At 66.3% G+C, this 26,341-nt stretch carries 28 protein-coding genes; 3 read left to right on the plus strand and 25 right to left on the minus strand.

All coding sequences use genetic code 11. The features are described 5' to 3' along the window. Window positions 1-72: 72 nt before the first annotated feature. The 14 genes from WS45_RS28915 to WS45_RS35815 form a co-directional block, all read right to left on the minus strand. Window positions 73-294 carry a helix-turn-helix domain-containing protein gene (locus tag WS45_RS28915; RefSeq protein ID WP_006749621.1) on the minus strand — a complete coding sequence of 74 codons (222 nt, stop codon included), beginning with the start codon at window positions 292-294 and terminating at the stop codon, window positions 73-75. Further along, on the minus strand, window positions 291-1,250 hold the full coding sequence (gene epsC, locus WS45_RS28920) for a serine O-acetyltransferase EpsC (protein WP_059449205.1): 960 nt from the start codon (window positions 1,248-1,250) through the stop codon (window positions 291-293). The genes WS45_RS28915 and epsC overlap by 4 nt, the downstream gene beginning before the upstream one ends. 28 nt (window positions 1,251-1,278) lie before the next feature. Further along, complete coding sequence (locus tag WS45_RS28925) at window positions 1,279-1,749, minus strand: rhodanese-like domain-containing protein (protein WP_059532174.1); 471 nt, start codon at window positions 1,747-1,749, stop codon at window positions 1,279-1,281. A 440-nt stretch (window positions 1,750-2,189) separates the two neighbouring features. Next, window positions 2,190-3,593 carry an amidase family protein gene (locus WS45_RS28930; protein ID WP_059702861.1) on the minus strand — a complete coding sequence of 468 codons (1,404 nt, stop codon included), beginning with the start codon at window positions 3,591-3,593 and terminating at the stop codon, window positions 2,190-2,192. A 72-nt stretch (window positions 3,594-3,665) separates the two neighbouring features. Next, window positions 3,666-4,457, minus strand: a complete 792-nt coding sequence (locus WS45_RS28935; RefSeq protein WP_059702948.1) for an alpha/beta fold hydrolase — start codon at window positions 4,455-4,457, stop codon at window positions 3,666-3,668. A gap of 82 nt (window positions 4,458-4,539) precedes the next feature. Continuing rightward, the gene (locus WS45_RS28940) at window positions 4,540-4,899 is read right to left on the minus strand and encodes a DUF4148 domain-containing protein (RefSeq protein ID WP_059702863.1); all 360 of its coding nucleotides are present in this window, start codon (window positions 4,897-4,899) and stop codon (window positions 4,540-4,542) included. 285 nt (window positions 4,900-5,184) lie between these two features. Then, on the minus strand, window positions 5,185-5,721 hold the full coding sequence (locus tag WS45_RS28945; RefSeq protein WP_059702865.1) for a cytochrome P460 family protein: 537 nt from the start codon (window positions 5,719-5,721) through the stop codon (window positions 5,185-5,187). Next, window positions 5,721-6,764, minus strand: coding sequence for an alpha/beta fold hydrolase (locus tag WS45_RS28950; RefSeq protein WP_059702866.1), 1,044 nt, complete (start codon window positions 6,762-6,764; stop codon window positions 5,721-5,723). The genes WS45_RS28945 and WS45_RS28950 overlap by 1 nt, the downstream gene beginning before the upstream one ends. Before the next feature lie 289 nt (window positions 6,765-7,053). Beyond that, on the minus strand, window positions 7,054-8,331 hold the full coding sequence (locus WS45_RS28955) for an epoxide hydrolase family protein (RefSeq protein ID WP_059532189.1): 1,278 nt from the start codon (window positions 8,329-8,331) through the stop codon (window positions 7,054-7,056). Between the two features lie 172 nt (window positions 8,332-8,503). Next, a complete protein-coding gene (locus WS45_RS28960) occupies window positions 8,504-9,106 on the minus strand; it encodes a pyridoxamine 5'-phosphate oxidase family protein (RefSeq protein WP_059702868.1) in 603 nt (200 codons plus the stop codon). Window positions 9,107-9,192: 86 nt separating this feature from the next. Beyond that, window positions 9,193-9,381: a hypothetical protein gene (locus tag WS45_RS28965; RefSeq protein WP_059702950.1), complete on the minus strand. Its 189-nt coding sequence runs from the start codon at window positions 9,379-9,381 to the stop codon at window positions 9,193-9,195. A gap of 13 nt (window positions 9,382-9,394) precedes the next feature. Further along, window positions 9,395-10,594, minus strand: a complete 1,200-nt coding sequence (locus WS45_RS28970) for an aminotransferase-like domain-containing protein (protein WP_059702870.1) — start codon at window positions 10,592-10,594, stop codon at window positions 9,395-9,397. Window positions 10,595-10,751: 157 nt separating this feature from the next. Further along, the gene (locus WS45_RS35470; RefSeq protein ID WP_156437334.1) at window positions 10,752-11,225 is read right to left on the minus strand and encodes a hypothetical protein; all 474 of its coding nucleotides are present in this window, start codon (window positions 11,223-11,225) and stop codon (window positions 10,752-10,754) included. A gap of 92 nt (window positions 11,226-11,317) precedes the next feature. Further along, window positions 11,318-11,857 (minus strand): hypothetical protein, encoded by a 540-nt coding sequence (locus WS45_RS35815; protein ID WP_179950407.1) that lies wholly within the window; start codon window positions 11,855-11,857, stop codon window positions 11,318-11,320. Here WS45_RS35815 and WS45_RS28980 point away from each other — a divergent pair. The 3 genes from WS45_RS28980 to WS45_RS28990 all read left to right on the plus strand — a co-directional run bounded on the left by WS45_RS28980 (window position 11,831) and on the right by WS45_RS28990 (window position 15,859). Next, complete coding sequence (locus WS45_RS28980; RefSeq protein ID WP_179950408.1) at window positions 11,831-13,798, plus strand: hypothetical protein; 1,968 nt, start codon at window positions 11,831-11,833, stop codon at window positions 13,796-13,798. The genes WS45_RS35815 and WS45_RS28980 overlap by 27 nt on opposite strands. 70 nt (window positions 13,799-13,868) lie before the next feature. Further along, window positions 13,869-15,410 carry an NAD(P)/FAD-dependent oxidoreductase gene (locus WS45_RS28985; RefSeq protein WP_257140671.1) on the plus strand — a complete coding sequence of 514 codons (1,542 nt, stop codon included), beginning with the start codon at window positions 13,869-13,871 and terminating at the stop codon, window positions 15,408-15,410. After that, on the plus strand, window positions 15,407-15,859 hold the full coding sequence (locus WS45_RS28990) for a GtrA family protein (RefSeq protein WP_059702876.1): 453 nt from the start codon (window positions 15,407-15,409) through the stop codon (window positions 15,857-15,859). The genes WS45_RS28985 and WS45_RS28990 overlap by 4 nt, the downstream gene beginning before the upstream one ends. 163 nt (window positions 15,860-16,022) lie before the next feature. Here WS45_RS28990 and WS45_RS28995 read toward each other — a convergent pair whose 3' ends face one another. From WS45_RS28995 to WS45_RS29045, 11 genes are all read right to left on the minus strand, one after another. Then, window positions 16,023-16,211 (minus strand): hypothetical protein, encoded by a 189-nt coding sequence (locus tag WS45_RS28995; protein WP_059532213.1) that lies wholly within the window; start codon window positions 16,209-16,211, stop codon window positions 16,023-16,025. Window positions 16,212-16,271: 60 nt separating this feature from the next. Next, the gene (locus WS45_RS29000; RefSeq protein WP_059702878.1) at window positions 16,272-17,456 is read right to left on the minus strand and encodes a thiolase family protein; all 1,185 of its coding nucleotides are present in this window, start codon (window positions 17,454-17,456) and stop codon (window positions 16,272-16,274) included. Between the two features lie 161 nt (window positions 17,457-17,617). Next, entirely contained in the window at window positions 17,618-17,803 is a 186-nt protein-coding gene (locus WS45_RS29005) for a rubredoxin (RefSeq protein WP_059532220.1), read from the minus strand. Further along, the gene (locus WS45_RS29010; RefSeq protein WP_059702881.1) at window positions 17,800-18,723 is read right to left on the minus strand and encodes an alpha/beta fold hydrolase; all 924 of its coding nucleotides are present in this window, start codon (window positions 18,721-18,723) and stop codon (window positions 17,800-17,802) included. The genes WS45_RS29005 and WS45_RS29010 overlap by 4 nt, the downstream gene beginning before the upstream one ends. Continuing rightward, a complete protein-coding gene (locus tag WS45_RS29015) occupies window positions 18,723-19,820 on the minus strand; it encodes a fatty acid desaturase (protein WP_059702883.1) in 1,098 nt (365 codons plus the stop codon). Before WS45_RS29015 ends, WS45_RS29010 begins: the two co-directional genes overlap by 1 nt. A 13-nt stretch (window positions 19,821-19,833) precedes the next feature. Next, a complete protein-coding gene (locus WS45_RS29020; RefSeq protein ID WP_059702885.1) occupies window positions 19,834-20,154 on the minus strand; it encodes an acyl carrier protein in 321 nt (106 codons plus the stop codon). A gap of 55 nt (window positions 20,155-20,209) precedes the next feature. Further along, window positions 20,210-21,193, minus strand: a complete 984-nt coding sequence (locus WS45_RS29025; RefSeq protein ID WP_059702887.1) for an acyl-CoA desaturase — start codon at window positions 21,191-21,193, stop codon at window positions 20,210-20,212. A 24-nt stretch (window positions 21,194-21,217) separates the two neighbouring features. Then, window positions 21,218-22,177 carry an acyl-CoA desaturase gene (locus WS45_RS29030; RefSeq protein ID WP_059702889.1) on the minus strand — a complete coding sequence of 320 codons (960 nt, stop codon included), beginning with the start codon at window positions 22,175-22,177 and terminating at the stop codon, window positions 21,218-21,220. A gap of 49 nt (window positions 22,178-22,226) precedes the next feature. Then, entirely contained in the window at window positions 22,227-24,020 is a 1,794-nt protein-coding gene (locus WS45_RS29035) for a fatty acyl-AMP ligase (protein WP_257140673.1), read from the minus strand. 73 nt (window positions 24,021-24,093) lie between these two features. After that, the gene (locus WS45_RS29040) at window positions 24,094-25,512 is read right to left on the minus strand and encodes an MFS transporter (RefSeq protein ID WP_059702891.1); all 1,419 of its coding nucleotides are present in this window, start codon (window positions 25,510-25,512) and stop codon (window positions 24,094-24,096) included. A gap of 4 nt (window positions 25,513-25,516) precedes the next feature. Next, entirely contained in the window at window positions 25,517-26,209 is a 693-nt protein-coding gene (locus WS45_RS29045) for a hypothetical protein (protein ID WP_257140674.1), read from the minus strand. Between the last annotated feature and the right edge of the window lie 132 nt (window positions 26,210-26,341).

A 26,341-nucleotide genomic window follows, 5' to 3' on the forward strand; every position in this document is an offset into this window, starting at 1 on the left:
GCACGCACCTGCCGGCTCAACATGCTATAGCCGTCACACGGCACAACCGAACGGGAAGGGAAGCGGGATGCGTCAGGTGACGTACACGCCGGGCAGCAGCGTCGAGATCGACACGTCGAACGCGCGCGCGATCTTGTCGGCGGTGACGATCGACGCAATGGCCTCGCCGCGCTCGATCTCGCCGACGTACGAACGGTTCAGCCCCGCGTGTTCGGCGAGCTGCTCCTGCGACCACGTACGCGCTTCGCGCAGCTTGCGCACGTTGGCCCCGAAGTGCTGGATCAGGTCGCTCATGTCGTCACCTGGGCGTCGGATACCGGCTCGGCCGGCTCGATTCGCGCGTGCGGCGCGGCATTCGCCTCGCTGCGCAGCACGGCCTGCGTGATGTTCGCGCCCGCCGGCACGTCCTGCGTGAGCCATACGTTGCCGCCTATGACCGCGCCGCGGCCGATCGTCACGCGGCCGAGGATCGTTGCGCCCGCATAGATCACGACGTCGTCCTCGACGATCGGGTGGCGCGCGAGCCCTTTCTCCAGATGGCCGGCCGCATCGCGCGGGAAGCGCTTCGCGCCGAGCGTGACGGCCTGATACACGCGCACGCGCTCGCCGATGATCGCGGTCTCGCCGATCACGACGCCCGTGCCGTGGTCGATGAAGAAGCCGGCGCCGATCCGGGCGCCCGGATGAATGTCGATGCCGGTTTCCGCATGCGCCTGCTCGGCGATGATGCGCGCGAGCAGCGGCAGCCCGAGCCGGTACAGCTCGTGCGCGAGCCGGTGGTGGATCATCGCGAGGATGCCGGGATAGCACAGCAGCACTTCGTCGACACTGCCCGCCGCCGGATCGCCATGAAATGCGGCCAGCACGTCGCTGTCGAGCAGCCGGCGGATGTCGGGCAGCCGTGCCGCGAAGGCCTGAACGGCCGTGGCGGCCGCCTCGTCGATCTGCGCGTCGGCGTTGCGTTGCCGCGCCGCGTAGCGCAGCTCGAGCGTCACCTGCGCGAGCAGCGCATTCAGCGCCGCGTCGAGCGCGTGGGCCACATGGAGGTTTTCGCTCTCCTGCCGCAGGTCGGGCGGCCCGAGCCGCATCGGGAACAGCACGCCTTTCAGCGCGCCGATGATCTGCGCAAGCGCCTCGCGCGCCGGCAGGTCGCGCCCGCCCGGTTCGAGCGAGCGCCGCTGCTTCTCGCGCCACGCGCGGCGCACGGTCTGGAGCGACTGGACGATGCCGTCGATATCGAATGCGGCCATGCTGACTTCTCCCCGTATCGGCCGTGACTCAGTCCTGCGCCCACGGCAGGCCGCGATGGCGCCAGCCGTTGCGGCCGCCGCGATGCTGCTGTTCGTCGAGGTCGCCCTCGAACCCCTCGAGCACGTTGAATACCTGCGTGAAGCCGCCCTTGGCCGCCGCTTCGGCCGCCTGCGCGGATCGGTTGCCGCTGCGGCAGAGCAACAGCACCACCGCATCCTTGCCGGTCTTCGCTTCGAGTTCGCGCACGAAGCGCGGGTTGCGCGTCAGGCTCGTGCCGGTCGCCCACGGCACGTGCAGCGACTCCGGCACGTGGCCGACGAATTTCCGTTCTTCCGCGGTGCGCACGTCGACCAGCAACGCGTCGCCGACGGAAAACAGCGCCCACGCGACTTCCGGCGCCACGCCACCGGCGTACGGCGTGCCCGCCGATGCGGCCGCCGCGCGGGCGTCTTCGAGCGCCTGCTGGGCGGCGGTTCGTTCTTCCAATGCAAACGTCATCACGCTTCCTTGTTCTCGCAGATTCGTATGATCAAAAACGCCGGGAATGCGGCCGGTGCAGCTTGCCTGCTGTCTATAGCCGTCAGCCCCACTATGCGAGCGCGGTCGGGGAAGCAGAACCAATAAAAATTCATTTCCTAATCAGCGGCGCGTGAAATGCAATAGCAGACGCGCGCTATCGGCGAGGGTTCGTGCGGCTTCGTGCGGAGGATGTGGAGCGATGGCCGTTCGATGTCGTGCATCGAAGGTTCTTGAAAGGATCGGCGACTGCGAGGTCGGGAACGATGCAGCACGCGACGCGCGCTGCGCGTTGTCGTTGTGACGGAATCCGAAATGGAATCGCGCGCCGGGTCGAATGGCGCGCTTCGATGGAACGATGGATCGATGAACGACAGCCGACGGGCGTGGCGCATCGTCGATGCACGCCACCCGTCGCCGCATCAACGTACCGGATCGACCGGCACGATCGGCGCGCCGCGCGCCTCGATGTCGCGCCCCGCGAGCAAGCACAGATCCTCGCGATGATGCGTGGCGACCACTTGCACGCCCACCGGCACGTCGTTGACGATCCCGGTCGTCACCGCGAGCCCCGGCAGCCCCATCGCCGGCAGCGCCCGCAGCGTGAGCTGCGCTTCCCAGACGCGCTCGAACCCTTCCGGCCCTTGCCGATCGAGATCGTCGGGAAACGGCAGCTCGGACGACACCGGCAACAACAACACCGCATATTCGTCGAGAAAGAGCCGCCATTGCCGCGTCAGCGTCGTACGCCGCACGAGCGCGCGGCTGATCACGTCGGCCGGCAGATCGCGCACCTTGGCGCGCACGGCGGCGATCACCGCGGCCGCGCCCGGATCGCCGTCGCTCGCCACCGCGTTCGCCAGCGCATCGAATCCGTCGCCGAGCCAGAGCTGCTCCTGCAACAGCGCGGCCTCGCGCATCGGCGGCGTATCGTCGATTTCGTCGACGGTCCAGCCCGCGTCGACGAGCCGTCGCGCGGCATCGCGCAGCGCGGCCTCGACCTCGGGCACGACCTCCAGACCGCGCGGACGCACGCATAGCGCCGCGCGCTTCGGCACCGCGCGGCCGTCGATCGGCACCGGCACGTACCACGGGTCGCGCGGGTCCGGCGCGGCGAATGCACGCAGCGCCAACGCGAGATCGTCGATCGTGCGTGCGATCGGCCCCGTCGTCGACATCAGTTGCGCGCCGATCGCACGCTCCGGCCCTGACGCATTGAATGCCGGCACGCGCCCGAGCGACGGCCGGATGCCATGCACGCCGCACGCATAGGCCGGATAGCGCACCGAGCCGCCGATGTCGGTGCCGAGCGCGATCGGGCCAATCCCGGCGGCCACGGCAGCCGCCGCGCCGCCGCTCGAACCACCTGGCGTCAGCGAACGGTTGCGCGGATTGTACGTATGGCCGTGCACGAGGTTCGACGTGAACCAGCGCAGCGCGAACGTCGGCGAATTGGTGCGGCCGAGCAGCACGGCGCCGGCCTTTCTCAGGTTCGACACCGACGGGCTGTCGGCGCTCGCGATCAGGTTTTCCTGCAACCGCGTGCCGTTGGTCGTCGCGAACGTCGCGACGTCGACGTTGATCTTCACCGTCACGGGCACGCCGGCGAGCGGGCCCGGATCGTCGCCGCGGGCGATCGCGCGATCGACGTCGTCGGCCTGCCGCCGCACCTCGTCGGGACGATGCTCGACCACCGCATTGATCGCCGGGTTCACCGCTTCGAGGCGCGCCAGTGTGGCATCCGCCACTTCCCGCGCGGACACTTCACGTTGCCGCACACGCTTCGCAATTTCAGTCGCCGACAGTTGCCAGAGTTGCTGCGTCATGACTTCTCCTCGTGAAAGGACATCACAATCACCGACGGCGCCACGTCATCCGCCACGCGGCGCCGCATTCACTCACTGCGCATCCTGCTTCGCACGTTCCGCGGCCGCGATGATCGCGTCGGCCACGGCCTTCGGCTGGCTCAGCATCGCGACATGGCTGCCGTTCACGCGCGTGACCGTCGCGCCGATCCGCTTCGCCATCGCCTCCTGCAGCTTCGGATCGATCATCCGGTCCTGCGTCGCGACGACGAACGACGACGGCTTCGCATGCCACGCGGCCTGCGCGACCTTCTCCGAAATGCAGCCACCGTACCACGGCCCTTGCGTCGCCGCGACGACGCGTTGCTGCGCGGGCGGCAGATCCGGCGCAAAATCCTGCGCGATCGCCTTGTCCGACAGCGTCGCGAAGCCGCCGCCGTCCTTGCGCAGCTCGCCGGCCCACGACGGTGCCGGCAACCCCTGCGTGACATCGGCGATCGACTGGCCGTTGTCCGGCGCGAATGCGGCGACGTAGACGAGCGACTTCACCTTGTCGTCGTTGCCGGCGTCGCTGATCACGACACCGGCCCACGAATGGCCGACCAGCACGACGGGGCCCTTCTGTTCGTCGATCGCGCGCTTCGTCGCGGCCGCGTCGTCGGCGAGCGAGCTCAGCGGGTTCTGCACCGACACCACGTGCAGGCCGCGCGCTTCGAGCAGCGGAATCACGCGGTTCCAGCTCGACCCGTCGGCGAATGCGCCGTGCACCAGCACGACGTTCGTGCCTTTCAGGTCTTCCTTCGGCGCGGCCTGCGCCGCGACCGCACCGAACAGCCCGCCGAGCACCGCCGCGGACACCAGAACCCGTTTCGTCAAACCGATCATCTTCATGCTCCTTTCCGTCGTGTCGTTCATCTGAAGTGTTGCCGATGCGGCCGCGCCCGCGTGCGGCAGGCGCGGCAATGCATCACGAATGTGCGTACAGGTCGTCGGCGTCCGTCCGCGCATTGCGCGCGGCGCGATGGTCGGCCGCGGCGTAGCGCGCGGCGGCAGGCGCGGACGCGGCAGCCACATTGTCGTCCTGCGACTTCGACGGGCCGTTCTGGTCGGAGCGCGCGACCCGCTGCGCGGCGGCGACGGCGTTCTGCGCGGCGGCGATATCGTCCGGGTAACGCGCGTCACTGCCGGCCGGGTTGTAGCCGGCCTTCTCGAGCCGGATGAGGTCGGCGCGCACGTCGGCACGCGTGAGGCCGTGGCCGGTATCGGCGAACGACAATGCGGGGATCGAAGCGAGCACGGCGACTGCGAGGATTCGAGCGGCTTTCATGAGATTTCTCCTTGGCGGAAGTTGGGGGTATCGATCACTCGGCGTCCGTTGCGACCGTCTCGCACCGAACGTTTGCTGCATGTCGACAGTAGAACCCGCTCACGTATCCGGCATGTTTCCGAAACAGGGGCATTCTGCAATCCGATGTTTCCGCAGCGGCTCCCGATACAGTGCGATACAAATCCGGTACCCCGCACACCGCGCGTCCGCGCCCGCATCCAAACATGAAAAAAGGCGTGCCTCGCGCGGCACGCCTTTCCGTCAAACCGGTCTGGTCAGCTCACATCAGGGCGCAAGCCGCGTGAACACGAAATCGTGATTCTTCACGCGCGCCTGATGACACGCGAAGCAAGTCTGGTGCTGACCGATATCGGCGGGCACGCCGTTGATGAAGCGCCCGAAACCCCAGCCGCCCGTCGACGCATAACGGCGCGAATCCTTGACCATCACCTGCACGGTCGTCGCCTGGCCGGGCACCGTCGCCGGCGCGAATTCGTCGGACTGCTTGCGTTTGTACGCGAGCTTCACGAGGATCGTGCCGTCCGGAAACGGCAGCGTCGACTGTTCGAGCGCGCGGATCGCGACGGGATTGCCGAGGACCACGCGCAATTCGTCGAGCGGCGCAGCCTCCTCGGCCGGCGCGACCATTTCCCACTTCCGGTAGCCGGGCGGGATCGTCACGCCGTAGATCGGCGACGCCGCCGGCTTCGGCTGCTCCGCGAACGCGGCCGGACCGCTCGCCGACCACGCGCCCGCCAGCAGCGCGCCCGCGACGAGCGCACGGCGCGCGCCGCGGCGCGATACGATCGTGCCGGCCCGCATCACAGGTGCTCCACTTGCAGGATCGCATCGGCGAATGCCTGCGGCGCTTCCTGCGGCAGGTTGTGGCCGATGCCGCCCGTGATGGTCCGGTGCTGATACTTGCCCGTGAACTTCTTCGCATACGCGGCAGGCTCCGGATGCGGCGCGCCGTTCGCGTCGCCCTCCATCGTGATCGTCGGCACGGTGATGGCCGGGCCGGCGGCGAGCCGCCGCTCGATGTCGTCGTATTGGGCTTCGCCCTGCGCGAGCCCGAGGCGCCAGCGATAGTTGTGGATCACGACGGCCACGTGGTCGGGGTTCTGGAACGATGCGGCGCTGCGCGCGTAGGTCTCTTCGGAGAACTGCCACTTCGGCGACGCGAGCCGCCAGATCAGCTTGTTGAACGCGTCGCGATTCGCCGCGTAGCCGAGCGCGCCGCGCTCGGTCGTGAAGTAGAACTGATACCACCACTGGAATTCCGCCTGCGGCGGCAGCGGCTTGCGGTTCGCCTCCTGGCTGCCGATCAGGTAGCCGCTCACCGACACCAGCGCCTTCACGCGCTGCGGCCACAGTGCCGCGATGATGTCGGCCGTGCGCGCGCCCCAGTCGTAGCCGCCGAACACCGCGCGATCGATCTTCAGCGCATCCATCAGCGCGACGATGTCGACGGCCGTCACCGCCTGCTGGCCGTTCCGCACGGTATCGGCCGAGCGGAACGTCGTCGACCCGTAGCCGCGCAGGTACGGCACGATCACGCGATAGCCGGCCGCCGTGAGCAGCGGCGCGACTTCCGCGTAGCTGTAGATGTCGTACGGCCAGCCGTGCAGCAGGAACACGACGGGGCCGTTCTTCGGTCCGAGATCCGCATACCCGACGTTCAGCACACCGGCGTCGATCTGGTGGATCTTGCCGAGCGAGGCCGCGCCGGCCGTGCGCTTCGGCGTCGACGCATCGGGCGCCGACTGCGCGCGTGCCAGCGAACCGAACCCGAGGTCGGCGAGGCTCAGGCTTGCGAGTGTCGTGCCCAGAATCAGGCGGCGGCGGGTGTTCACGGTATCAGGCATGACGCGTTCTCCATTGTCGATCGCTAACGAAGTGGCCCGCGGCACGTGCGGGCGCTCTGGAATCGCCGTTCACGGCGGCGGCGCCTGGCATCGCGTCGCCCGTGTGAATCGCTTCACCGGTTTTATATCCGAACCATCCGGATGCTTTGTATCCCAACGTATCCAGGTTCGGGCACGACATACAGCGATTCAAAATTGGCGGCGTAAACGGGCGTTCGCGGTCGGCCGTGCGCAACGCATCACGCGGGCCGGCATCGCGACCGGCCCGCGTTTTCCCGTCAAACCCCGCTTACGCGCGACGCAACGGCCGGAACCCGGCACGCACTTCGCGAGCGAACAGTTCCGGCTCCTCCCATGCCGCGAAATGCCCGCCCTTGTCGACTTCGTTGAAGTAGATCAGGTTGTGATAGCTGCGCTCGGCCCAGCTGCGCGGCGCCTGGTAGATCTCGCCGGGGAACACCGTGATCGCCGCCGGCAGCGAGATGTCCACCGCGTTGAAGTTGTTCGAGTGATCCTCCCAGTAGATCTGCGCGGCGGACGTCGCCGTGTCGGTCAGCCAGTACAACGAAATATCGTCGAGAATCTCGTCGCGCGGGATCGAGCGTTCGGGCACGCCGCCGCTGTAGGTCCACTGCGAGATCTTGTCGTACATCCACGCGGCCTGACCCGACGGCGAATCGGCGAGCGCATAGCCGACCGTCTGCGGGCGCGTGACCATCATCGCCGAGTAGCCGCAGTTGTCGCGATAGAACGTCGCGAGCTTCTCGTACGCGGCCTTCTCCTTCGGCGACAGCGACGCCGGTGCCGGCGCGTCGGTCTGGAGCAGCGTCGCGATGTCCGGCGGCACCGTCGCCGGCATGTTCACGTGAATCCCGGCCAGGCCCTGCACGCGCTGCATCGCCATCCGGTGCGAGATCACCGAGCCGCAGTCGCCGCCCTGCGACACGAAGCGCGTATAGCCGAGGCGCGCCATCAGCTCGCCCCATGCGCGCGCGATGTGGTCGGAGCCCCAGCCCGTCTTCGTCGGACGGCCCGAAAAACCGAAACCCGGCAGCGACGGCACGACGACGTGGAACGCATCGTCGGCACTCGCACCGTGTGCGGTCGGATCCGTCAGCGGGCCGATCGCCTTCAGCAGCTCGAAGATCGAACCCGGCCAGCCGTGCGTCATGATCATCGGCATCGCGTTCGCGTGCCGCGAGCGCACGTGGATGAAGTGAATGTCGAGCCCGTCGATTTCGGTGATGAACATCGGGAAACCGTTCAGGCGCGCCTCGCCCTTGCGCCAGTCGTAGTCGGTGCCCCAGTAGCGCAGCAGCGCCTGCATGCGCGCGAGCCGCACGCCCTGCGATTCGTCGGCGACGGTCTCGCGGCCCGGCCAGCGCGTCGCGGCAATGCGGCGGCGCAGATCGGCCAGTGCTTCATCGGGGATATGGGCGGTGAACGGACGTATACCGTCGCCGCCGGTTGCCGCATGCAGCGCGGTGGGCAGCATCGCGGATACGCCGGCGGCCACGGAAGTGGCCAGCAGGTGGCGACGCATCGGGGAAAACTGTGTGGAAGACATCGTTCGGCATCTCCTTTCGTGAAATGGAAAGTGAACATGCCGCGCGGCGGAGCGCGCCTTCGCTTTCATCCGGGCGTGCGCCGGTTGCGCGGCGTTGCCCATTTGAAAGGTCTGACGTATCCCGGATGTGTCTGGTTTGTACGCGTTTGTAGCGGGGGCGCGACCGACGCCGTCAGGGTGCGATCCAGCGTCCTTCGTAGCCGTCGTCGTTCACGTCGAACACCGCGCGACGATGGCCGTCGCGAGCGAGGTCGAGCCAGTCGATGCGCGTCACCGAGACGTGGAGCAGGCAGAAGTTCCGGTAACCGTCGTCGGTGGTCGCCGTGCCCGTGTCCGTATCCGGGCTTGCGGTGACATGCGCGTCTTTCGGCGATTCGATCGGCGTGCCGGGGCGCAGCGGTGCGCGATACAGCAGCAGCGTATGCGGACGGTTCGATTGCCAGACCGCGCGACGTTGCGCTTCGTCCTCGCAAATCGTCGCAACGCCTTCCGCGCGAATCTGCACGAGCGAATCGAGATCGCTCGCGACGATCGCGATACGCGGATCGCGGCGCAGTTCCACGACCTTCTCCGAGCGCGCATCGGTGTGGAACGACAGCCGACGATCTGCGCGGCTCGCCTGCCGCAGCACGATCGTGCGCACCTTGGGCGCGCCGTCGAGGCCGAGCGTCGCGGCCTGCACCATGGTGAACGGCGAGCGCTGTGCGCCGACGCCGGATTCGAGGCACGACCAGAGGCGGTCGTACGTTTGCGTGAGCGATGCGATGTCGGACATGATGACCCGGCGATCCTGCGTGGTTCGATCCCGCCAGCTTAACCGTTTCGGCGGCGGGATCCCGTTGCAGGCCCCCGCCGTGCGGTTCAGTTGTAGCCGAGGACGACCGCCGCGGCGTCGCGCGTGTCGGTCGAATCCGCGCCGAAGCGGCCGAGCACGTCGGCGACGTATTGCGGGCCCGCGCTGATCTGCGACGACTTGTGTTCGACGGGACGGATACCGGCCATGCGCGGCGCTTCGTCCATCCATGCGGTGTCGTTGACGACGATGCTCATGTATCTCTCCTCCTCACGCGGCCAGCGCCGCACCATACGCGCGCACGAGGCGCGCCACGCCTTCCCGGATCGCGTCGACGTCGGGCGCGGCGAACGACAGCCGCAGCGACGCGGCGTCGACGTTGTCCGCGAAGAACGCCTTGCCCGGCACGAAGACGACCTTGTTCGCGATCGCCTGTTGCAGCAGCACGTCCGACGACACCGTGCCGATCCGCGCCCACACGAACATCCCGCCTTCGGGACGATGGAACGCGATCGCATCGCCGAAGCCGTCGCGCAGCGCGTCGCACATCGCATCGCACTTGCGCTGGTAGGCCGCCGTGATGCGCGGCAGATGACGCTCGAGCGCGCCGTCGGCGAGATACTCGGCGGCGGTGGCTTGCGTCCACGGCGCGCTGCACAGGTCGACCGTCTGCTTCGCGATCACGCAGCGCCGCGCGATTTCGGCCGGCGCGATCGTCCAGCCCACGCGCAGCCCCGGCGCGACGATTTTCGACAGGCTCGCGAAGTGCACGATCCAGTCGCGTGCGCCTTCGATTTCGTTCGCGAGCGCGAGCATCGACGGCACCGGTTCGCCCGCGAAACGCAGATCGCCGTAGGGATCGTCCTCGACGATCAGGAAACGGTATTGCACCGCGAGACGCAGCAGCTTCAGACGGCGTTCGCGCGCAAGCGTCGCACCGGTCGGATTCGCGAAGGTCGGCACCGTATAGAGCAGCTTCGGCTGCACGATCGCGCCGGATGCGAGTTGCGAGGCGAGGCGGTCGACGTCGAGGCCATTGCCGTCGACGGGAATCGTCACGATGCGCGCCTGTTGCAGACGCATCGCCGACAGCGTCGCCGGATACGCCGGTTGTTCGGTCAGCACGACGTCGCCCGGGGCGACCATCACGCGCAGCAGCAGATCGAGGCCCTGTTGCGAGCCGGTCGTGACGAGCAGTTCGGCCGGCGTGCACGTCACGTTGCGGCGCGCCATCAACGCGATCAGTTGCTGCTTCAGTTCGGCCAGGCCGTCGGTCGGGCCGTATTGCAGGCAGCGGACCGGCTGCGCGTACGCGCGTTCGGCAGCCGTGTTCAGGCCGTCGACGTCGAACAGGTCGCTAGCCGGGTAGCCGCCGGCGAACGAAATCATCCCCGGTTCGGAGAGGTACTTGAACAGCTCGCGGATCGGCGAACCGGCGGGATTCTGGAATGAGGGCGTGAACGCGTACATGTCGTCGTGAGCTGGGTGGCGGCGACGGCCGGGATAGCCGACAGGGCCGCCCGCCAAGGCGCTTCTGGCGCAACGGCGGGAATTCGAGCCACGATTGTCGATAGTCATTAACGCCGCGGCAAACGATATCTATGCACTAGGTCTTGCGGTTTGGTCATCAATTGGGAGAGGCAGATGCCGACTGTCCCGGGCGAATGCATGCGGCCGCATCGAACGCGCGGGGGATACCTGGACTGTTCTCGATCCGTTCCGGAGGACGCGTCGGGCACGTGACGCCGACCGCAGCCCTGATGGCGCCCGGCGAGTTGCCGCGACGTTTCAGATCTGCAACCTGATGTGCGTTCCGGATGCCCGGGTCGCACCCGACGCGCACACGGTTCGACAAGACCGCCGATTCCCGCCACGGGCGTCGCCGGCGCCGCGCGGCGAGCTGTCCGGCACGCATGCGCCCCTTGCGCAGCAACGATCCCGCCATCCACTCGCCTGCCGCTGCTTCACGGCTGAAACCGATCATCCGGTCTTCGCGACCGGTGGTCAGTCGCGCCGCGATGGACGATCGACCCGATCCGACGGTTCCCGACCGTTTCAAGACCGACACATTTCCCGCGACGACCGCTATCCCGGCCTGCATCGATGTCGCCTCATCGGTCCGAACGCGCGCGCCGGCGGGCGTGGCACGCTCCGTGCGTTCACGCCGAAGGCGCCGGACAGCCGTCCCGGCGCTCAATCAAATATTTCGAAAAGTCCGCGTCCGGCACACCGGTAAGACGCTTTTTCGGTGCAGGACGCATCGGGGGACACAATGAAAACAAGCACCACGATCTCGATCGCGGCGTCGCCGGGGATGAACAGCGACGCGGCAACGATCGCACCGCGGCCGATCCGCTGCGCAAGCCGGGCATTCCCGCAAGCATCCGCGCCCGCTCGGAACCAGCGGACGCCTGCACACGCACGACCGCCCCATACCGCCTCTCTCTTCACCGGCATGCGCGTCTGCGTACCGCCGACGATGGGCGGCATGGCAAAACGCGCGCCCTGAGCGGCCCCCTGCATCTCGCCTGAAGGCTCTCGGGCCTTCAGGGTGCACCGCGCCGCCGCCCGGGAAGCCGGGACCTCATGGTCCGTTTCGTCGCATGCGAAGCGCCGGCTCACGAAATGTCGTCGATAAAAGTCTTCCACTCGATCATGAATCGGACTGAGAAAAGCCCTTGTTCGGTCATCGCACTTGCGCTTTCGTTGGCCGTTCTGTTCCTGATAACGCATCCTTATACAGGCATTCGGCACGACGCGATCCTGTACACCGCGCAGGCGCTGTATAACGCGCATCCCGAGCATTTCTCGCACGATCTGTTCTTTGAATTCGGTTCTCAGGATCACTGGACGATTTACGGTCGGATCTTCGCGAAGCTGATCTCGGCATTCGGGCTCCGCGCCAGCAATCTCGCGTGCCTGATCGCGATTCAGGCGCTCTGGTGGAGCGGCATGTGGCGCCTGGCGAAGAAACTGCTGCCCGCCCCGTGGCACTGGCTTGCGATGTTCCTGGTCGCCTGCATGCCGTCCGATTACGGCGCCGGCCTGGTCTTTTCGTATGACGAAGGATTTCTCACCGCCCGGCTTCCCGCCGAAGCACTCGGCCTGTGGGCGATTGCGTCGATGCTCGAAGGCCGTCATCGCATTGCCATCGTGCTGACGATCGTCGCAACCGCCGTTCACCCGCTGATCGGCGGCGCGTCGCTGGTCTTCGTCGTCCTCGGCCGGACGCCACGCGTGAAGTGGTGGCGGCTATTGCCGCTCGCGCTCATGATTTTCGCCGTCGTCGAGATGCCGCCGCTCAAGGTGTTCCACCTCTATCCGTTCGATCCGGAATGGCGGTCGATCGCGCGATACAACGTGCCATTCCTGTTCCCGACGTTGTGGTCGCTCACTGAATGGAACAAGGTGTGCTGGGCTATCGCACTTCCCGCGGCACTCTGTGCGAACGAGGCGCAGGATCACCGTGCGCTGTGGTCGAATCTCACGCTGATCGGCATTGCCGGCATCGCGCTGACCACGATCGCGGACCTGGCCGGACAGGACGCGATCTGGATACAGATGCAGCCGTGGCGCACGCTGTGGCTGCTGACGTTGATGCAATGGCCCGCGGCCATTTTGCTCGTGCGACGCGAACGCCACACACGGCCGACCCTGATCTGGCTGCTCGCGATCTGCTGGCTCCTGCTCGACGTCGGCGGCGGTTTCATCGCACTGGCGGTTGCCGCGACGCTCCACGCGGCAGCCCGTCGCCGGGCGCCCGCCGCTCCCGGCGCGCGGCTTGCCGACCTCACTCCTGCGCTTCGCCGGATGTGGATCGGGACGACCCTCGCTGCCGCGACGATCTGGGTCATATACCAGTGCGCGTATCAGGTCGGTCGCGTCGCGTATCCGACCGGCAGCGTGATGTTCGACATTCCGTGGCTCGAAACGCTGATTCACACACACCTGGTCATCACGCTGGCCGCGGTGCTCGCCGTGCTCAATCTGTCGCGCAAACGAATCGCGGCCATCGGCTTGCCGATGATATTGGCCGCATTCGCCGCATACGGCCTCGTCAATATCGACCAGCGCTCGGAAGCAGCCAGGATCCTGGAAGCCGGCGCCGATCGCGCCGACTTCACGCCGTTCGAAGGTACGGTCGCGCGCGGCGCCATCGTCTATTGGGACGGACCGGCGGACGAAGTCGTCTATCCGTGGCTGATGATGAAGACGTCGAGCTACTACTCGTCGACGCAGGCCGCGGGTCTGATCTTCCATCGCCGGACTACCTTCGAGGCGGTGCGACGGGTCGAACTGATCAAGCAGGACCCGCGCGCCGCACGACCGCGCGACGGGCACGACACCGACAGAAAGTCGACCGTGTTCGTGTCCAGGTACGAATACGTACCGCTCGACCGAGCGGGCATCCGGCACATCTGTGCGGACCCCATGCTGGATTTCATCGTGTCGCATCGGCACTACCCGGAGTTGGCAACAGGCTACGCGTGGTCGCCCGAACCCGAAAACACGGTCTGGCTGTACGACTGCCGCAGCATCAGGACGACTGCCGCAGCTCAGGATGCATCGTCCGTGCGCATTCAACCGCTCGACCGGACGAACGCGATACCGGCACGACCGACCGCCCGAGGCGGCGCTTCCCCGCCGCGCCACGCGCAAGTGCGCGACGTCTGAACGGGACATCCGGATCATCGATTCGACATGGCAGTTTGCCGCCCGGCTGGAGCGGCCGATACGACAGTCAATGGACCAGCGACTTGAAACTCGGGGTGACGACATGGATCAATCAGTCGACGTACTCATCATCGGCGCCGGACCCGGCGGCCTCACCGCCGCCTATCTGCTGACCAGGCAGACCGACCTGTCGGTCGCGGTCATCGAGAAAGATCCTCGGTATGTCGGCGGCATCAGTCGCACCGAACAGTTCGACGGCCACTGCTTCGACATCGGAGGACACCGCTTCTTCTCCAAGTCGGCGGACGTTGTCGCGCTGTGGCACGAACTGCTCCCGGACGACTTCATCGAGCGACCGCGCAGCTCGCGCATCTTCTACCGGAACAAATTCTATCGATACCCGCTCGACGGCATCGAGGCCTTGCTGAATCTCGGCATCATCGAAAGCACGCGCTGCGTGCTTTCGTACCTCGCAGCCCGCGTCAAGCCCTGTCCAAACCCGAAGTCCTTTCATCAATGGGTCGCCAATCAATTCGGAGAACGACTGTTTTCCATCTTCTTCAAGACGTACACCGAAAAGGTCTGGGGCATGTCGTGCGACGAGATATCGGCCGACTGGGCCGCGCAGCGCATCAAGGGCCTGAGCCTGTCCACCGCCATCGTGAGCGCGGTAAAGCGCTCGCTCGGCATCCGCTCGGGCAAGTCCAGCGTCAAGACGCTGATCGAATCCTTCCATTACCCGCGCCGCGGCCCCGGCATGTTGTGGGAAGCCGCCGCCCGGAAATTCCAGGATCAGGGCGGACAACTGATGATGGGGCAGGCGGCCGGGGCAATGCAGTACGACAGCCTCACGCGGCGCTGGCTCGTCGAAACCGTCGGCCAGGACGGACAGACGAATCGCATCAGCGCTCGCGATGTGGTGTGCACCGCGCCGCTGCGCGAAACGCTTCGCGCGATTTCGCCCCGTCCGTCATCCGCGGCTGCCGCGTCGAGACTGCAGTACCGGGACTTCATCACGGTCGCGCTGATACTCGACCGGCCTGCCACCTTCACGGACAACTGGATCTACATCCACGACCCGTCCGTCAAGGTCGGGCGAATCCAGAATTTCGCATCGTGGTCGCCCGAGATGGTGCCCGACGCGGCGACGGGTGGCTGCCTGGGGCTCGAATACTTCTGCTTCGACGGCGATTCGATGTGGGAAAGCAGCGATGCCGACATGACCGAACTCGCGATCGGTGAACTCGAGAAAATCGGCCTGGCGACGCGCGACCAGATTCGCGGTTCACGCGTCGTTCGTCAACCGAAGGCGTACCCCGTGTACGACGACGATTACCGCGACATCGTCGACGAGATCCGTTCGGATCTGGCCGAGCACTATCCGAACCTGCATCTCGTCGGTCGCAACGGCATGCACAAGTACAACAATCAGGACCATGCAATGATGACCGCCATGCTGACCGTCGAGAACATCGTCGCCGGGCACAAGCTTCGCGACGTTTGGGCCGTCAACGAGGACGCGGAGTATCACGAGAGCGGCACCGAACCGCAAGCCGGCGCATCGGGGTTGCGCGCGGTCCCCACCCGCACCGTTCAGTGGGGGCGGACATGATGTTTTCCGGCTACTTCGTCGTGAGCGCCGTGTCGCTCGTCGTCGACTGGGCACTGTTCCTCACGCTGGCCTCGGCCATGCAGATCGATGCCGGGATATCGGCGTCGGTCGCGTACCTGGTCGGGGGTGGCGTGAATTACGTGCTTTCGCGCCGCTTCGTGTTCCGCTCGACCACGATCGGCCGCCGGCGGGTCCGCGAAGCGCTGCTGTTCGCGGCGAGTTGCGGATTCGGCTCGCTGCTGACCGCGGGCATCGTGCATCTGGCGGCGGGACTGGTCGGCAATATTGCCGCGAAATGGCTCGCGGTGATGGTCAGCTTCGTCACGCTGTACCTAGTCCGCAGGGTCGCCGTATTCAGGGTGCCGGGGGGGCGCGCGCCGGCCGCGATTCCGGCGACCGGGCGCCGGGAAGCCGGCGGAGACGCTTGTGTCGAGGCGACGGTTCGTTGAATGAGAGGGGATGGTACCGAAGCCAGTTCCGGGGCGGACCGATTGTCCGGCTGGCGTCAGGTCGATCGCGCTCGTGTGCCTGAACGACGGCGTCACCGCTTGGCCGAGCGTCGACGTGTTGCCGGAAAGGCGAGCCGCTTCCTCGGCGGCTCCGAATCGCGCTCTATTCATTCGGAGGCGATACGCCCTTCCCGACATAACCCGCGATCGCCTCCAGCACGCCGAGGTCCAGGTCTTGCACGCGCTCGGCGCCGAAATGGGACAGCCACTTGCGCCAAAGCGCAGTCTCGGCCGCCGTATATCCGGTCGCCGCACGAGGGTTCGTATCTTCCAGTGCTGAACGCTGGTCCATTTCTTCTCCTTGATTGACGCGAGCCGGGACGGTTGCCGCCGCCCCGGCATCAGAACGCCGTTAGACGGATTCCAGGGCGAGGGCGATACCCTGGCCGCCGCCGATGCACAACGTCACCATCCCGCGTTTCACGCCATCGCGGCGCATCGAGTGCGCAAGGCGGGTCGTCAAAACGGCACCGGTTGCGCCGATCGCATGACCGTGCGCAATCGCGCCGCCTTCGACATTCACCAGCTCCTCGTCGATGCCAAGTTCCCGCATGACCGCGATCGGCACGGCGGCAAACGCCTCATTGATCTCGAAACGCTCGACGTCCTTCAACGACCACCCGGCGCGGGCGAGCGCCATCTTGACGGCCGGTACCGGCCCGAGTCCGAACATGCCCGGCTCCACCGCCCCCACCCCATAGGAAACGAGCGTTGCGAGCGGCTCGATTCCACGCGCGTCGGCATACTGCCGATCCGCCACGATCATTGCCGCCGCACCGCTGTTCAATCCGGGCGCGTTGCCCGCAGTGATGGTGCCGTCGGAGCGAAACGCGGGCTTCAGTCTGGAGAGCGACTCGACCGTCGTGTCAGGCCGCGGCTGCTCGTCGCGCTCGAATTTGACAGTCTGTTTCCGCCCCTCGATTTCGACCGCGACAAGCTCCGGGTCGAATGCCCCGCGTCCTTGCGCCTGCGCGAAGCGCTGCTGCGAACGCTCCGCCCACCGGTCCTGCTGCGCGCGCGTGATCCCCATCGCCGCAACGAGGTCCTCCGTGTGCCATCCGGAATGCTGGTTGGAAAACGCGTCGACGAGGCCGTCCCCGAGCATGCTGTCGACGATCCCGGCATTCCCCATCCGGTGGCCCCATCGCCCGCTTTCCAGCAGATACGGGGCGCGGTCCATGTTTTCCATTCCGCCCGCCACCGCGACCGAGCCGAATCCAAGCCAGATCTCCTGCGCCGCATTCACGATGGCCTGGGCGCCTGACCCACACACGCGATTCACCGTAAGCGCAGGCACGGCCACCGGTACGCCGCCCCCGATGGCCGCTTGACGCGCGGGGTTCATCCTGTTTCCTGCCTGAATGACGTTGCCCATCACGACCGCCGCCAATTCCGCCGGATCGACGTTGCTGCGACGTACCGCCTCGCGGACCGCGACTGCGCCGAGCGCCGTCGCAGCAACGTCCTTCAACGTGCCGCCGAACGCGCCGATGGGCGTTCTGACGGGACTGCAGATCACTACCTGTCGTGCAACCATTTCCACACTCCATTCAAAGGTGGGTTCCGGCGGAACGGATGGCACCGCCGCCGCACGAGTCGCCTGCCGGGAAGGGATGCCGCTTCGCCTGCCCGGCACGCGTAACCACTGCGATTGTGCCGTCGAACACGAGGAAAGGCGGCGCGCGCCTCTCCATCACGTCAGATCGACACCATTTCGAAATCTTCCTTGCCGACGCCGCACTCCGGACATTTCCATTTGGCCGGAATGTCTTCCCAGCGCGTTCCCGGCGCGATGCCGTCGTCCGGCGCCCCCCGTTCTTCCGAATAGATCCAGCCGCACACCAGACACATCAACGTGCGCATCTCCACCGCAGTCGTGCTCATCTCGCCAACTCTCCCAAATTCGACGTCTGTCGCATCACAAACTCGCGCACCTGCTCGCGCACCCTCGCGTCCGACAGGATTCGCCCGTGCCCCGCGCCCGGGGCCGGCCACAGCGTCGCATCCTGCAGGCCGGCCACTACCCGCTGCGCCTCGCAGTACGGCACCACCGAATCGGCCGGATCGTGCACGACCAGCACCGGAACGTCGAGCGACGCGCCGCGCGCGAGAATGTCCCAGTGGCTGACCGGTACGCCGTTGCGTCGATGCAGCTCCGCAAAAATGCGCTCGACCACCGGGCGCTGGAACGCCATGTCGCGACTCGCCCAGCGCTCCAGCACCTCGGTCAACCCGCACGTCGGGGCGATCAGCACGATGCAGCGCAACGATGCGCGGCGCGAGCGTTCCGCCAGTGCGGAAACCGCCGCGATCGAACCGAGCGAATGCGCGATCACCACGTGCGCGCCTTCGATCGCGTCGAGCACCGCGCCGGTCGCGCGGGTGAACTGCGTCATCGTCGTATGCTTGCCCGGCGAACGACCGTGAGCAGGCGCGTCGAATGACGCCACCGAGAAGCCCAGGTTCTGCATCGGCTTCACGAAGCTCAGCATGCTGCTGCTGTCGGTGCCCCAGCCGTGCACGAGCAGCACGCGCGACGCCCCGCCCTCCCAGTAATAGGCCCGGTCGATATCCGCATTGCCCTCGATCGGCGTCTCCGTGGCGCCGAGCGGCACCCGATCGCTGACAGGGAGCCCGTAGCCGCGCGTGAAGCCGAACGCGTCGGCCGCCCGCCTTCCGGCGAGGCGCGGCGCGACGGCATTCAGCATCCCGAACGCGCGACGGCGGAGCCGCACGCGCAACGATGGCGCATTCGCCTTGCGCCGGGCGATCGGCGAGACTTCCGTATGGTTCACGGACACCATCACCGGCCCTCCGCCGCCGTACGCGCGCCGACGGGCACGGCTTCCCGGGACAGGCTCCGGTAGTAGCCCGACTCGGTGTCGTAGAAATGGCAATGACGAATGACGTGCCAAAGATCGCCGAACGTGAAATCCTTTTCGCGGATCATGCCGGGGAACGCCTCCTTGAGCGCCGCCTGGGCCTTCGGCAAGTTGTAGAACGGTACGATCGGCGCGACGTGGTGCGCCGTATGCACCGAAATGTTGTGCGTCATGAAATGCAGCCACTTCGGATACCGGTAGTCGGTCGTCACGAGCAGGCGACTGGCGTTCGGCGTCCAGTGCTGCGACGGCAGGAACGGGATGTCGTCCGACGTGTGGTGCATCAGCGTCGTCGCGCTGAACCACGCGTGAATCATGAGCCACGGCACGACGAAGTACAGGAACAGGCCCGTGATGCCCGTGAAGTAGATCAGCGCCGGGAAGTAAAGCGCCGATGCGATCAGCACGAACGCAATCGAGCGTTTCACGTCGCGCCGCATCTCGCGCTTCGGATAGAAGCCCGGACGGAATCCCGACTCCTTCCAGTAGCTGACCGTGCCCGCCCAGAACAGCCACTTGCGCGTACCGGCGTACTCGAGACGCTTCAGGAACGACATGCGATCGTAAAGCGGCGCGGGAATGGGCCGCCAGTCCGTGTCGAGTTCGAGGTTGTTGGTGTTCGCGTGATGCAGGTTGTGCGTATGGCGCCACGCGTGGAACGGATACAGCAGCGGCAGAAGCGACAAATGACCGATCGCCAGGTTGAACCATCGAGAGCGGGAGAACGAGTTGTGCCCGCAATCGTGCGCGATGCAGTGCAGCCCCCAGCCGCCCAGACCTGCGAGCAGCCACAGCGGAACGTAGAACAGCCAATGCGGTGCGTACGCGATGCCGACCAGCGCGCCGATGTACGCGGCATAGCTCACCACGAAACCGAGAACGCCGCGCCACGCACGCGGCTCGTACAACGACTTTGGAATCGCGTCGGTGAGCCGCACGCCCTCGAGCGCTTTCGACTTCTGCAGGAATTCGTCGAAACGCGCGGGCGGCGCGCTCGGGAAGGTGAATTTGCTTGTCATGTCGATCTCCCGCTTATGCAGCCTGCAAGCCGAGCTCGGTCGACAGGTGGCGCGCCAGTTCGTCGATGCTGTTGTGTTCGAACAGCAGCGCCGGCGACAGCCGCTGCTCGACGACCTTCTCCAGATCGCCCGACACCTGCACCGCGACGATCGAATCGAGGCCGTATTCGTCGAAGCGCTTCGCGGGGTCGATGGCAGCCCGGTCCGCCTTCAACTGCCTGGCGAGGCGGTCGATCAGCCAGCTACGAATCGACGCTTCGGTGAGGGGGCCGATATCGGCGGCCACCGCCTTCTTGCGGCCGAACAGACCACCCAGAATTCCAGCTTGAGACATGATGAAAAATCCTTCTATACGAGGGAAATGAACGAAATGACGACGGCAATCTTCTTCAATACGGCTGCTTGGCGAGCTTGCGGATTGCGGCCGGCCCGGGTTGGCGCAGGTCCCACACGACGCCCAGCTTGCCGAGCGTCCACAACACCCACGCGCTGAGATCCGGCTCGTACCACTTCACCGAGTGGCGATACGACGCGGGGAACGCGTGGTGGTTGTTCTGCAGGCCTTCGCCGAACGTGAACACGGCGACCGTCCAGTTGTTCGCGCTGTTGTCGTCTGTCCTGAACGGCCGTCCACCGAACATGTGGCACACCGAACCCACGCACCAGGCAGCCTGGTTGGCCAGGAAAATCCGCGCGAACCCGCCGAACAGCAGGCCGTTCCACGCGCCGTGCCAGGAGCCGGCAATGGCGCCGCCGATCCCGGCCGGCAGCACGAGACCAAGTACGATCCACCAGACGTAGGTACGGTGATAGAAAAACAGACGGCGATCGCGCAACACATCGGGGGCGAAGAACGTCCAGCCCGATACGTCCGCGGCCAGCATCCACGGCATGTGCGCATACCAGAGGCCGCGCAGCTTGGCGAACAGCCCCTGTCCGACCAGGTTCGGCGAATGCGGATCGCCTTGCTGGTCGCTGTACAGATGATGACGACGATGCGTCGTCACCCAGAACATGATCGGGCCTTGGGCGGCCATCGACCCGCAGATCAGCAGCAATCCCTCGAACCACTTCGAAGTCCGGAACGTCTTGTGAGCGAGGTACCGATGGAAGCCCATCGTGATCCCGCCCATGTGCAGAAAATAGAACACCCCGAACAGCACCAGATCGGTGACGGTGAAGTCTCCCAGCACGAGTTGGCGTGCCGCCAGCGCAAAGCCGGCGAGCGGCACCAGCATCACGGCCAGGGCGGTATAGCGCTTGATGCGCGCCCCACTGCCCTTTAGCGGCGAAACACCGGGGATCTGACCGTCGGCGGCCGAGAGCCCGCCGGCGGCAGTCACGCCGGGTGCAACCTGAATCGACGAATTCATAGGATTCTCCAAACGCTAACAGGATTACGGCGAAGTTGAGTGAGCCGCCGCGCGGCGCTTCGGGGCATAGCGCACCTCCGTGACGAGCCCCAGCGCGTCGAGCAGGCGGATGATCCAGGCGGAGGGATCGAGTTGCCAGAACGCGTGATCGTTGTTGGCGAAGGCCGGCTGCGCGTGATGATTGTTGTGCCACGCGCCGCCCACCGAAACGATGGCGAGCAGGCCCAGATTGCGACTGTGGTCGCGCGTCGCGTGCGGACGGGTGCCGATGGTGTGGCACAGGGAATTGACCGCCCACGTCGACTGATCGAGCAGGAAGATCCGCGCGAGACCGCCCCACAGAAAGCCGCCGACGGCCGCGGACAAGGCCTGCCCGGCCGGCGCGAGCAGCGCACCCGCGAGCGCGGGGATGGCGAGGCCGAGCATCACCCACCACGCGTATCGAAGATTGAGATTGACGATCAGGCGGTCGCGCAGCAGGTCCGCGGCATACGCACTCCAGTTCTCGCGCCGCACGGTGAACAGCCAGCCCACGTGACCGTGCCAAAGGCCCGCGAGCCGGCTCGGCTTGCCGTGCCGGTTCGCGCGCGGGCGCGGCGAATGCGGATCGCCGTCCTGATCGGTGAACGCGTGATGCATCCGGTGCGTGGCGGCCCAGAACAGGATCGGCCCCTGGGCGGCCATGCTGCCGAGTACGCCGAGCATCACGGTGACGATCGGTCGTCCCTTGAACGAGCGGTGCGAAAAATATCGATGCATGCCGGTTTCGACGCCGATCGCGGTCGAGAAATACATCACCGCCAGCAGCACGAAGTCTGTTGCGCGCATGCCGTATATCCACGTGTAGGCGATCGCCAGCGCGAAACCGAGCGCGGGAATGCCCACGGTCAGATAAGCAAGCCGGCGTGCGCGCACGTCGGTGTCGGCTTCCGCGACAGCGGCGGCTGCCGGTGTGCGCGAAGCCAGGGAATCCGCTTCAGCCATGACTGGCTCCGAAGAAATGGAATGTGAAAATGAAGTGTTGTCGGGCGGCTTACGTGCGTGCCTCGAGCACGCTCAAGCGACCTTGCTGGAACGCCTGCTTGCACGCTTGCCGGCGCACCTTGCCGCTGGTCGTGAGCGGAATCGAGCCGGTCGGTCCCAGGTGCACCACCGCCGGTGACACCCCGTGGTCTCGCGTGACCGCCAACGTGATCGCCGCGCGCACCTCGCGCATTTGCTCGGTATTCAGCCGGCGCGAGCGCTTGAGTTCCGCAACGATGACGAGCGACTCGGAAGGACCGCCGTCGATCGAGAACGCCACCACGCCGTTCGTGCGAATCGCGTCGTGCGCCGATTGCACCGATCCCTCGATGTCGTTCGGATAGAGATTGCGCCCGGCGACAATCACGATGTCCTTGATCCGCCCGGTCACGAACAGCTCGCCGTCGTTCAGAAAGCCGAGATCGCCCGTGCGGAGGTAGCGCACGGATCCGCCCTCGCCATCTCCGTCAGCGGGCGTGGCCGCGAAAACGTCGGCGCTTTCGCCGCGGTTCAGATAGCCCGCGGCGACGTTCGGGCCACTGAACCAGATTTCACCGATGGTCCGGTCCGGCTGTACGCGCTTCGTCTCAGGGTCGACGATCAGCAGCCGATGCCCGACTGCCACCGGTCCGCACCCGACCAGCGTGGTACGCCCGCGCACATCGGATTCCGGCGCGTGCAGCTCGCACCTGCCGTGAGCAAGTGCCTCCTTGTCGACGTCGATCAGGGTGATCGGCGAACGCCCCACCTTGCCGGATACATAGAGCGTCGCCTCGGCCATGCCATAGCAGGGCACCACGGCGCGGCACTCGAAGCCATACCGGCCGAAGCGCGCGAAAAAACGTTCGAGCGTCGCGTGACTCACCGGCTCCGCGCCGCAGAATACGTGCTGCAGCGAGCCGAGATCGAGCGTGTCCGCCTCTTCCTCGCTGATGTTGTCGACGCACAAGTCGAACGCGAAATTCGGCGCGACGCTGGTGGTCACGCGATAGTCGCTGATTGCCTTGAGCCAGCGATACGGCCGCTGGACGAAATGCTGCGGCGACAGAATCACGAGCGGAAACCCGCTGAACACCGCGAGCAGCAGCGCGCCCATCAGTCCCATGTCGTGATACGGCGGCAGCCACGTGCATCCGACACGGTCGCGATCGGGCCCGATCCGTTCGGCGATCACCGCGCAATTGCTGACGAGATTCTCGTGCGTGACGACTACGCCCTTGGGCTCGCCCGTCGATCCGGACGTGTACTGAAGCAGCGCCGGCCGGTCCAGGTCGACACGCCACTCCAGCGAGCCCCCAACGCCATATGCCGATGCTTCGATTTCGTGGAACGCGCTTTCGTCGAGCGTCAGCAACGCCGGCGCGGCACGCTGACCGCCGTAGAGCTCGTCGAGCTGTGGCTGCAGTGAGCGATGAAGCTTGCCGGCGATGACCACGTCCGGGTGAGCGTCGCGACAGATCGATGCGAAGCGGGCCACCGCGCGCGCGCCGGCCGGTGGAAACGAGGGTACCGCGGTGGCACCCGCCAGCAGAATCCCGAACAGCGCCGCGACGTAACCCAGACCGGGTTCGAGCAGAAGCAATACGCGCCGGTCGTGCAGCGGGTGCTGCAGAACCATGTCCCGCACATGGACGGCAGCGGCAGCGAACTGCCCGTACGACCAGCTCACGACATCGTCCTCGCCGTCGCGAAGAAAATGAAATGCGATCCGCTCCGGCGTTTGCTCGGCACGCTCTCGAAGAATGTCGAGCAGGGACGAGCGCTCCGCTGTCGCAGCGGAGGGGAAAATACTACCGGTCATCATGAGGCCCTCGGATAATCGATGTTGTTTTTGTGAAAGCTATGTACGCGAACCGTTGCCGGCCGATCCGCGCCCCTCAGCGCGCCACCGCGGATGCAAGCGCTCGAGGTCGCGTATCCACCGGCGCGCACAGGATCGCGGTAGCCAGGCCGAGCGCGATCTGCAGATAACAGAGCGTGTGGAATTCGGCGAGGCGCGTTATCGCGTTACCGGTGATGGCGACCGTCAGCGCCACGCCGAACACGGATCCCACCTGGCGTATCGCCTGGTTGACGGCCGAGCCGACACCGAATCGCGCCGGCGGCAGATGCGCGACGGCCGCCGCGGACAGCGAAGGCATGACCATGCCGACCCCCAGCCCCGTGAGGAGCGCGCCCGGCAGCCACGCATGCACATAATCCGGATTGCCCCCAGGCACCAGCGCGAACCATATGCTCGCTGCCGTCGAGATCAGGCTGCCCGTCACCAGCAGAACCCGGTGCCCCGCGCGCGCTGCGAACCGTCCGCACACGATCGCCGTCGGAACGACGAGCAGCGGCCCGGGGCTGCCGGCCAGTCCCGCACGCGTCAGCGAATACGACCAGACTCCCGTGGTGAACAGGAACGTCTGAAAGAACATCATCGCAAAGCCGATCGCGAAACACAGCGAAGCCAGATTGATGTAGCAGTAAGTCCGATCCCGAAACAGCGAGAGATCGATTGCCGGCGACCGTACCGTGCGAGCCCACGCAACGAATGCCGCCAGCATGCCCATCCCGCCTGCGATCGCGAATGCGACTTCCGGCGAAGTCCAGCCGACCGCCTCGGATCGCACCAGACCGACCGCGATGGAACCGACGCCGAGGATCAGCAGGACGACGCCAACCAGATCGAGCGGTGCACCGCGCTCGGGATCACGCGACTCGTCGAGCATGCGCCATCCCTGCCATAGCGCGATTGCGCCAAACGGCAGGTTGAGAAAGAACGCCCAGGGCCAGCCGAAGCGATCCACCATGAACGAGCCGACGCTTGGACCCAATGCCCCGGCCACCCCGCTGACCGCGCCCCACAAGCTCACGGCCACGGACCGCTTGCCGACCGGAAACGCCGCGAGCAGGATCGACAGCGATGCGGGCAACAACAGCGCCGCCCCCGCGCCTTGCACCGCACGCATGGCCCAGAGCATCTCGACCTGCGTGGCGATGCCGCAGCCGAAAGATCCTCCCAGGAACATGGCGAGTCCAAGCAGGAACGTGCGCTTGCGTCCGCGCAGGTCGGCGAGGCGGCCCGCGGGCACGAGCAACGCGGCGAACACGAGCGTGTACGCGTTCAGAACCCACGACAGGCCGGCAGAGTCGGTATCGGGAAACGCCCGTCGCAAAGCGGGAAATGCCGCATACAGCACGGTCACGTCGATCGAGACGAGAAACACCGCGACACTGGCGATCCAGAACACCGGCCACGGCGAAATCGAGCTCGGCTGCGCCTGCGCGGCGGACACGCTGGGTCCGTTCATGGACTTAACCCTCGCGAAGCTGAACGGGCGTCACGTCGTCATTCGATTCGGATTCCGATTCGAAATACGACCGATCGAGAAACGGGAGCGTTCGCGCCCGCATCCGCGCCTGAAACAGCGCGACGACCGGCCACGGGCGCATCGCCATTGCCATGCCCTTGACCGTGCGCTCGTCTTCCCAGTAGATGACGTTCGCCACTTCCAGCGGCAGCCCGCCGACCTCGCCCGTCCAGAGGCTCAGCGTCGTGGCGTTTGCCGACAGACGCGGCCCGCTCGCACGTCCGCCGTAGACCGCCATCGAATGGCCGCACACGCGCTCGACGTCGTCACGGCCGCGAATCGGTTTGCAGGCCACCGGGCTGGTCAGAAACATCTCGTCGACGATGGGGAACGGCAACTTGGCGTCCAGCACTTCGTCGGCGGGTATCGGCGGCAACGCGGTTTCGATTCCCGGCGGCAGCACCCACGCGTCTGCGTCGACGAGATCCCGGCTCGCGTCGTACAGCGCCCGGCGCACCGGTGCGGGAAACGAGCCAAGGAAGATGTCGACCTGGATGCGTGTACCCGACCGGCGCGTCACCGTCACGCCGCGAATCCGGCGGCCCTGGAAGAGGCCGAGCCATTCGCGCCCGCCGATGTCCGCACCGCTCCAGGCGTTTTTCGACTCGACTTCGGAAAAGATGCCGGCGGCGGCCATCGCAAGACGCTCGACGCGGTCGCGACCGACGATCTCTCCGAACGTCATGGGATGCAGCAAGCCGACTTCGTCCTGCGCCGACATTCCGAGTTCGCCGAGCAACTCGCCGACATAAAGGCTGGACTGTCCTTG

The sequence above is a fragment of the Burkholderia sp. RF2-non_BP3 genome (assembly GCF_001522185.1).
Taxonomy (GTDB): domain Bacteria; phylum Pseudomonadota; class Gammaproteobacteria; order Burkholderiales; family Burkholderiaceae; genus Burkholderia; species Burkholderia diffusa.

Excerpts from the sequence above, each read along its gene's own strand:
- WS45_RS28915 (WP_006749621.1), bottom strand. The coding sequence starts at position 294 with ATGAGCGACCTGATCCAGCACTTCGGGGCCAACGTGCGCAAGCTGCGC.
- epsC (WP_059449205.1), bottom strand. The coding sequence starts at position 1,250 with ATGGCCGCATTCGATATCGACGGCATCGTCCAGTCGCTCCAGACCGTG.
- WS45_RS28925 (WP_059532174.1), bottom strand. The coding sequence starts at position 1,749 with ATGACGTTTGCATTGGAAGAACGAACCGCCGCCCAGCAGGCGCTCGAA.
- WS45_RS28930 (WP_059702861.1), bottom strand. The coding sequence starts at position 3,593 with ATGACGCAGCAACTCTGGCAACTGTCGGCGACTGAAATTGCGAAGCGT.
- WS45_RS28935 (WP_059702948.1), bottom strand. The coding sequence starts at position 4,457 with ATGATCGGTTTGACGAAACGGGTTCTGGTGTCCGCGGCGGTGCTCGGC.
- WS45_RS28940 (WP_059702863.1), bottom strand. The coding sequence starts at position 4,899 with ATGAAAGCCGCTCGAATCCTCGCAGTCGCCGTGCTCGCTTCGATCCCC.
- WS45_RS28945 (WP_059702865.1), bottom strand. The coding sequence starts at position 5,721 with ATGCGGGCCGGCACGATCGTATCGCGCCGCGGCGCGCGCCGTGCGCTC.
- WS45_RS28950 (WP_059702866.1), bottom strand. The coding sequence starts at position 6,764 with ATGCCTGATACCGTGAACACCCGCCGCCGCCTGATTCTGGGCACGACA.
- WS45_RS28955 (WP_059532189.1), bottom strand. The coding sequence starts at position 8,331 with ATGTCTTCCACACAGTTTTCCCCGATGCGTCGCCACCTGCTGGCCACT.
- WS45_RS28960 (WP_059702868.1), bottom strand. The coding sequence starts at position 9,106 with ATGTCCGACATCGCATCGCTCACGCAAACGTACGACCGCCTCTGGTCG.
- WS45_RS28965 (WP_059702950.1), bottom strand. The coding sequence starts at position 9,381 with ATGAGCATCGTCGTCAACGACACCGCATGGATGGACGAAGCGCCGCGC.
- WS45_RS28970 (WP_059702870.1), bottom strand. The coding sequence starts at position 10,594 with ATGTACGCGTTCACGCCCTCATTCCAGAATCCCGCCGGTTCGCCGATC.
- WS45_RS35470 (WP_156437334.1), bottom strand. The coding sequence starts at position 11,225 with ATGCAGGCCGGGATAGCGGTCGTCGCGGGAAATGTGTCGGTCTTGAAA.
- WS45_RS35815 (WP_179950407.1), bottom strand. The coding sequence starts at position 11,857 with ATGCGTTATCAGGAACAGAACGGCCAACGAAAGCGCAAGTGCGATGAC.
- WS45_RS28985 (WP_257140671.1), top strand. The coding sequence starts at position 13,869 with ATGGACCAGCGACTTGAAACTCGGGGTGACGACATGGATCAATCAGTC.
- WS45_RS28990 (WP_059702876.1), top strand. The coding sequence starts at position 15,407 with ATGATGTTTTCCGGCTACTTCGTCGTGAGCGCCGTGTCGCTCGTCGTC.
- WS45_RS28995 (WP_059532213.1), bottom strand. The coding sequence starts at position 16,211 with ATGGACCAGCGTTCAGCACTGGAAGATACGAACCCTCGTGCGGCGACC.
- WS45_RS29000 (WP_059702878.1), bottom strand. The coding sequence starts at position 17,456 with ATGGTTGCACGACAGGTAGTGATCTGCAGTCCCGTCAGAACGCCCATC.
- WS45_RS29005 (WP_059532220.1), bottom strand. The coding sequence starts at position 17,803 with ATGAGCACGACTGCGGTGGAGATGCGCACGTTGATGTGTCTGGTGTGC.
- WS45_RS29010 (WP_059702881.1), bottom strand. The coding sequence starts at position 18,723 with ATGGTGTCCGTGAACCATACGGAAGTCTCGCCGATCGCCCGGCGCAAG.
- WS45_RS29015 (WP_059702883.1), bottom strand. The coding sequence starts at position 19,820 with ATGACAAGCAAATTCACCTTCCCGAGCGCGCCGCCCGCGCGTTTCGAC.
- WS45_RS29020 (WP_059702885.1), bottom strand. The coding sequence starts at position 20,154 with ATGTCTCAAGCTGGAATTCTGGGTGGTCTGTTCGGCCGCAAGAAGGCG.
- WS45_RS29025 (WP_059702887.1), bottom strand. The coding sequence starts at position 21,193 with ATGAATTCGTCGATTCAGGTTGCACCCGGCGTGACTGCCGCCGGCGGG.
- WS45_RS29030 (WP_059702889.1), bottom strand. The coding sequence starts at position 22,177 with ATGGCTGAAGCGGATTCCCTGGCTTCGCGCACACCGGCAGCCGCCGCT.
- WS45_RS29035 (WP_257140673.1), bottom strand. The coding sequence starts at position 24,020 with ATGATGACCGGTAGTATTTTCCCCTCCGCTGCGACAGCGGAGCGCTCG.
- WS45_RS29040 (WP_059702891.1), bottom strand. The coding sequence starts at position 25,512 with ATGAACGGACCCAGCGTGTCCGCCGCGCAGGCGCAGCCGAGCTCGATT.
- WS45_RS29045 (WP_257140674.1), bottom strand. The coding sequence starts at position 26,209 with ATGGCCGCCGCCGGCATCTTTTCCGAAGTCGAGTCGAAAAACGCCTGG.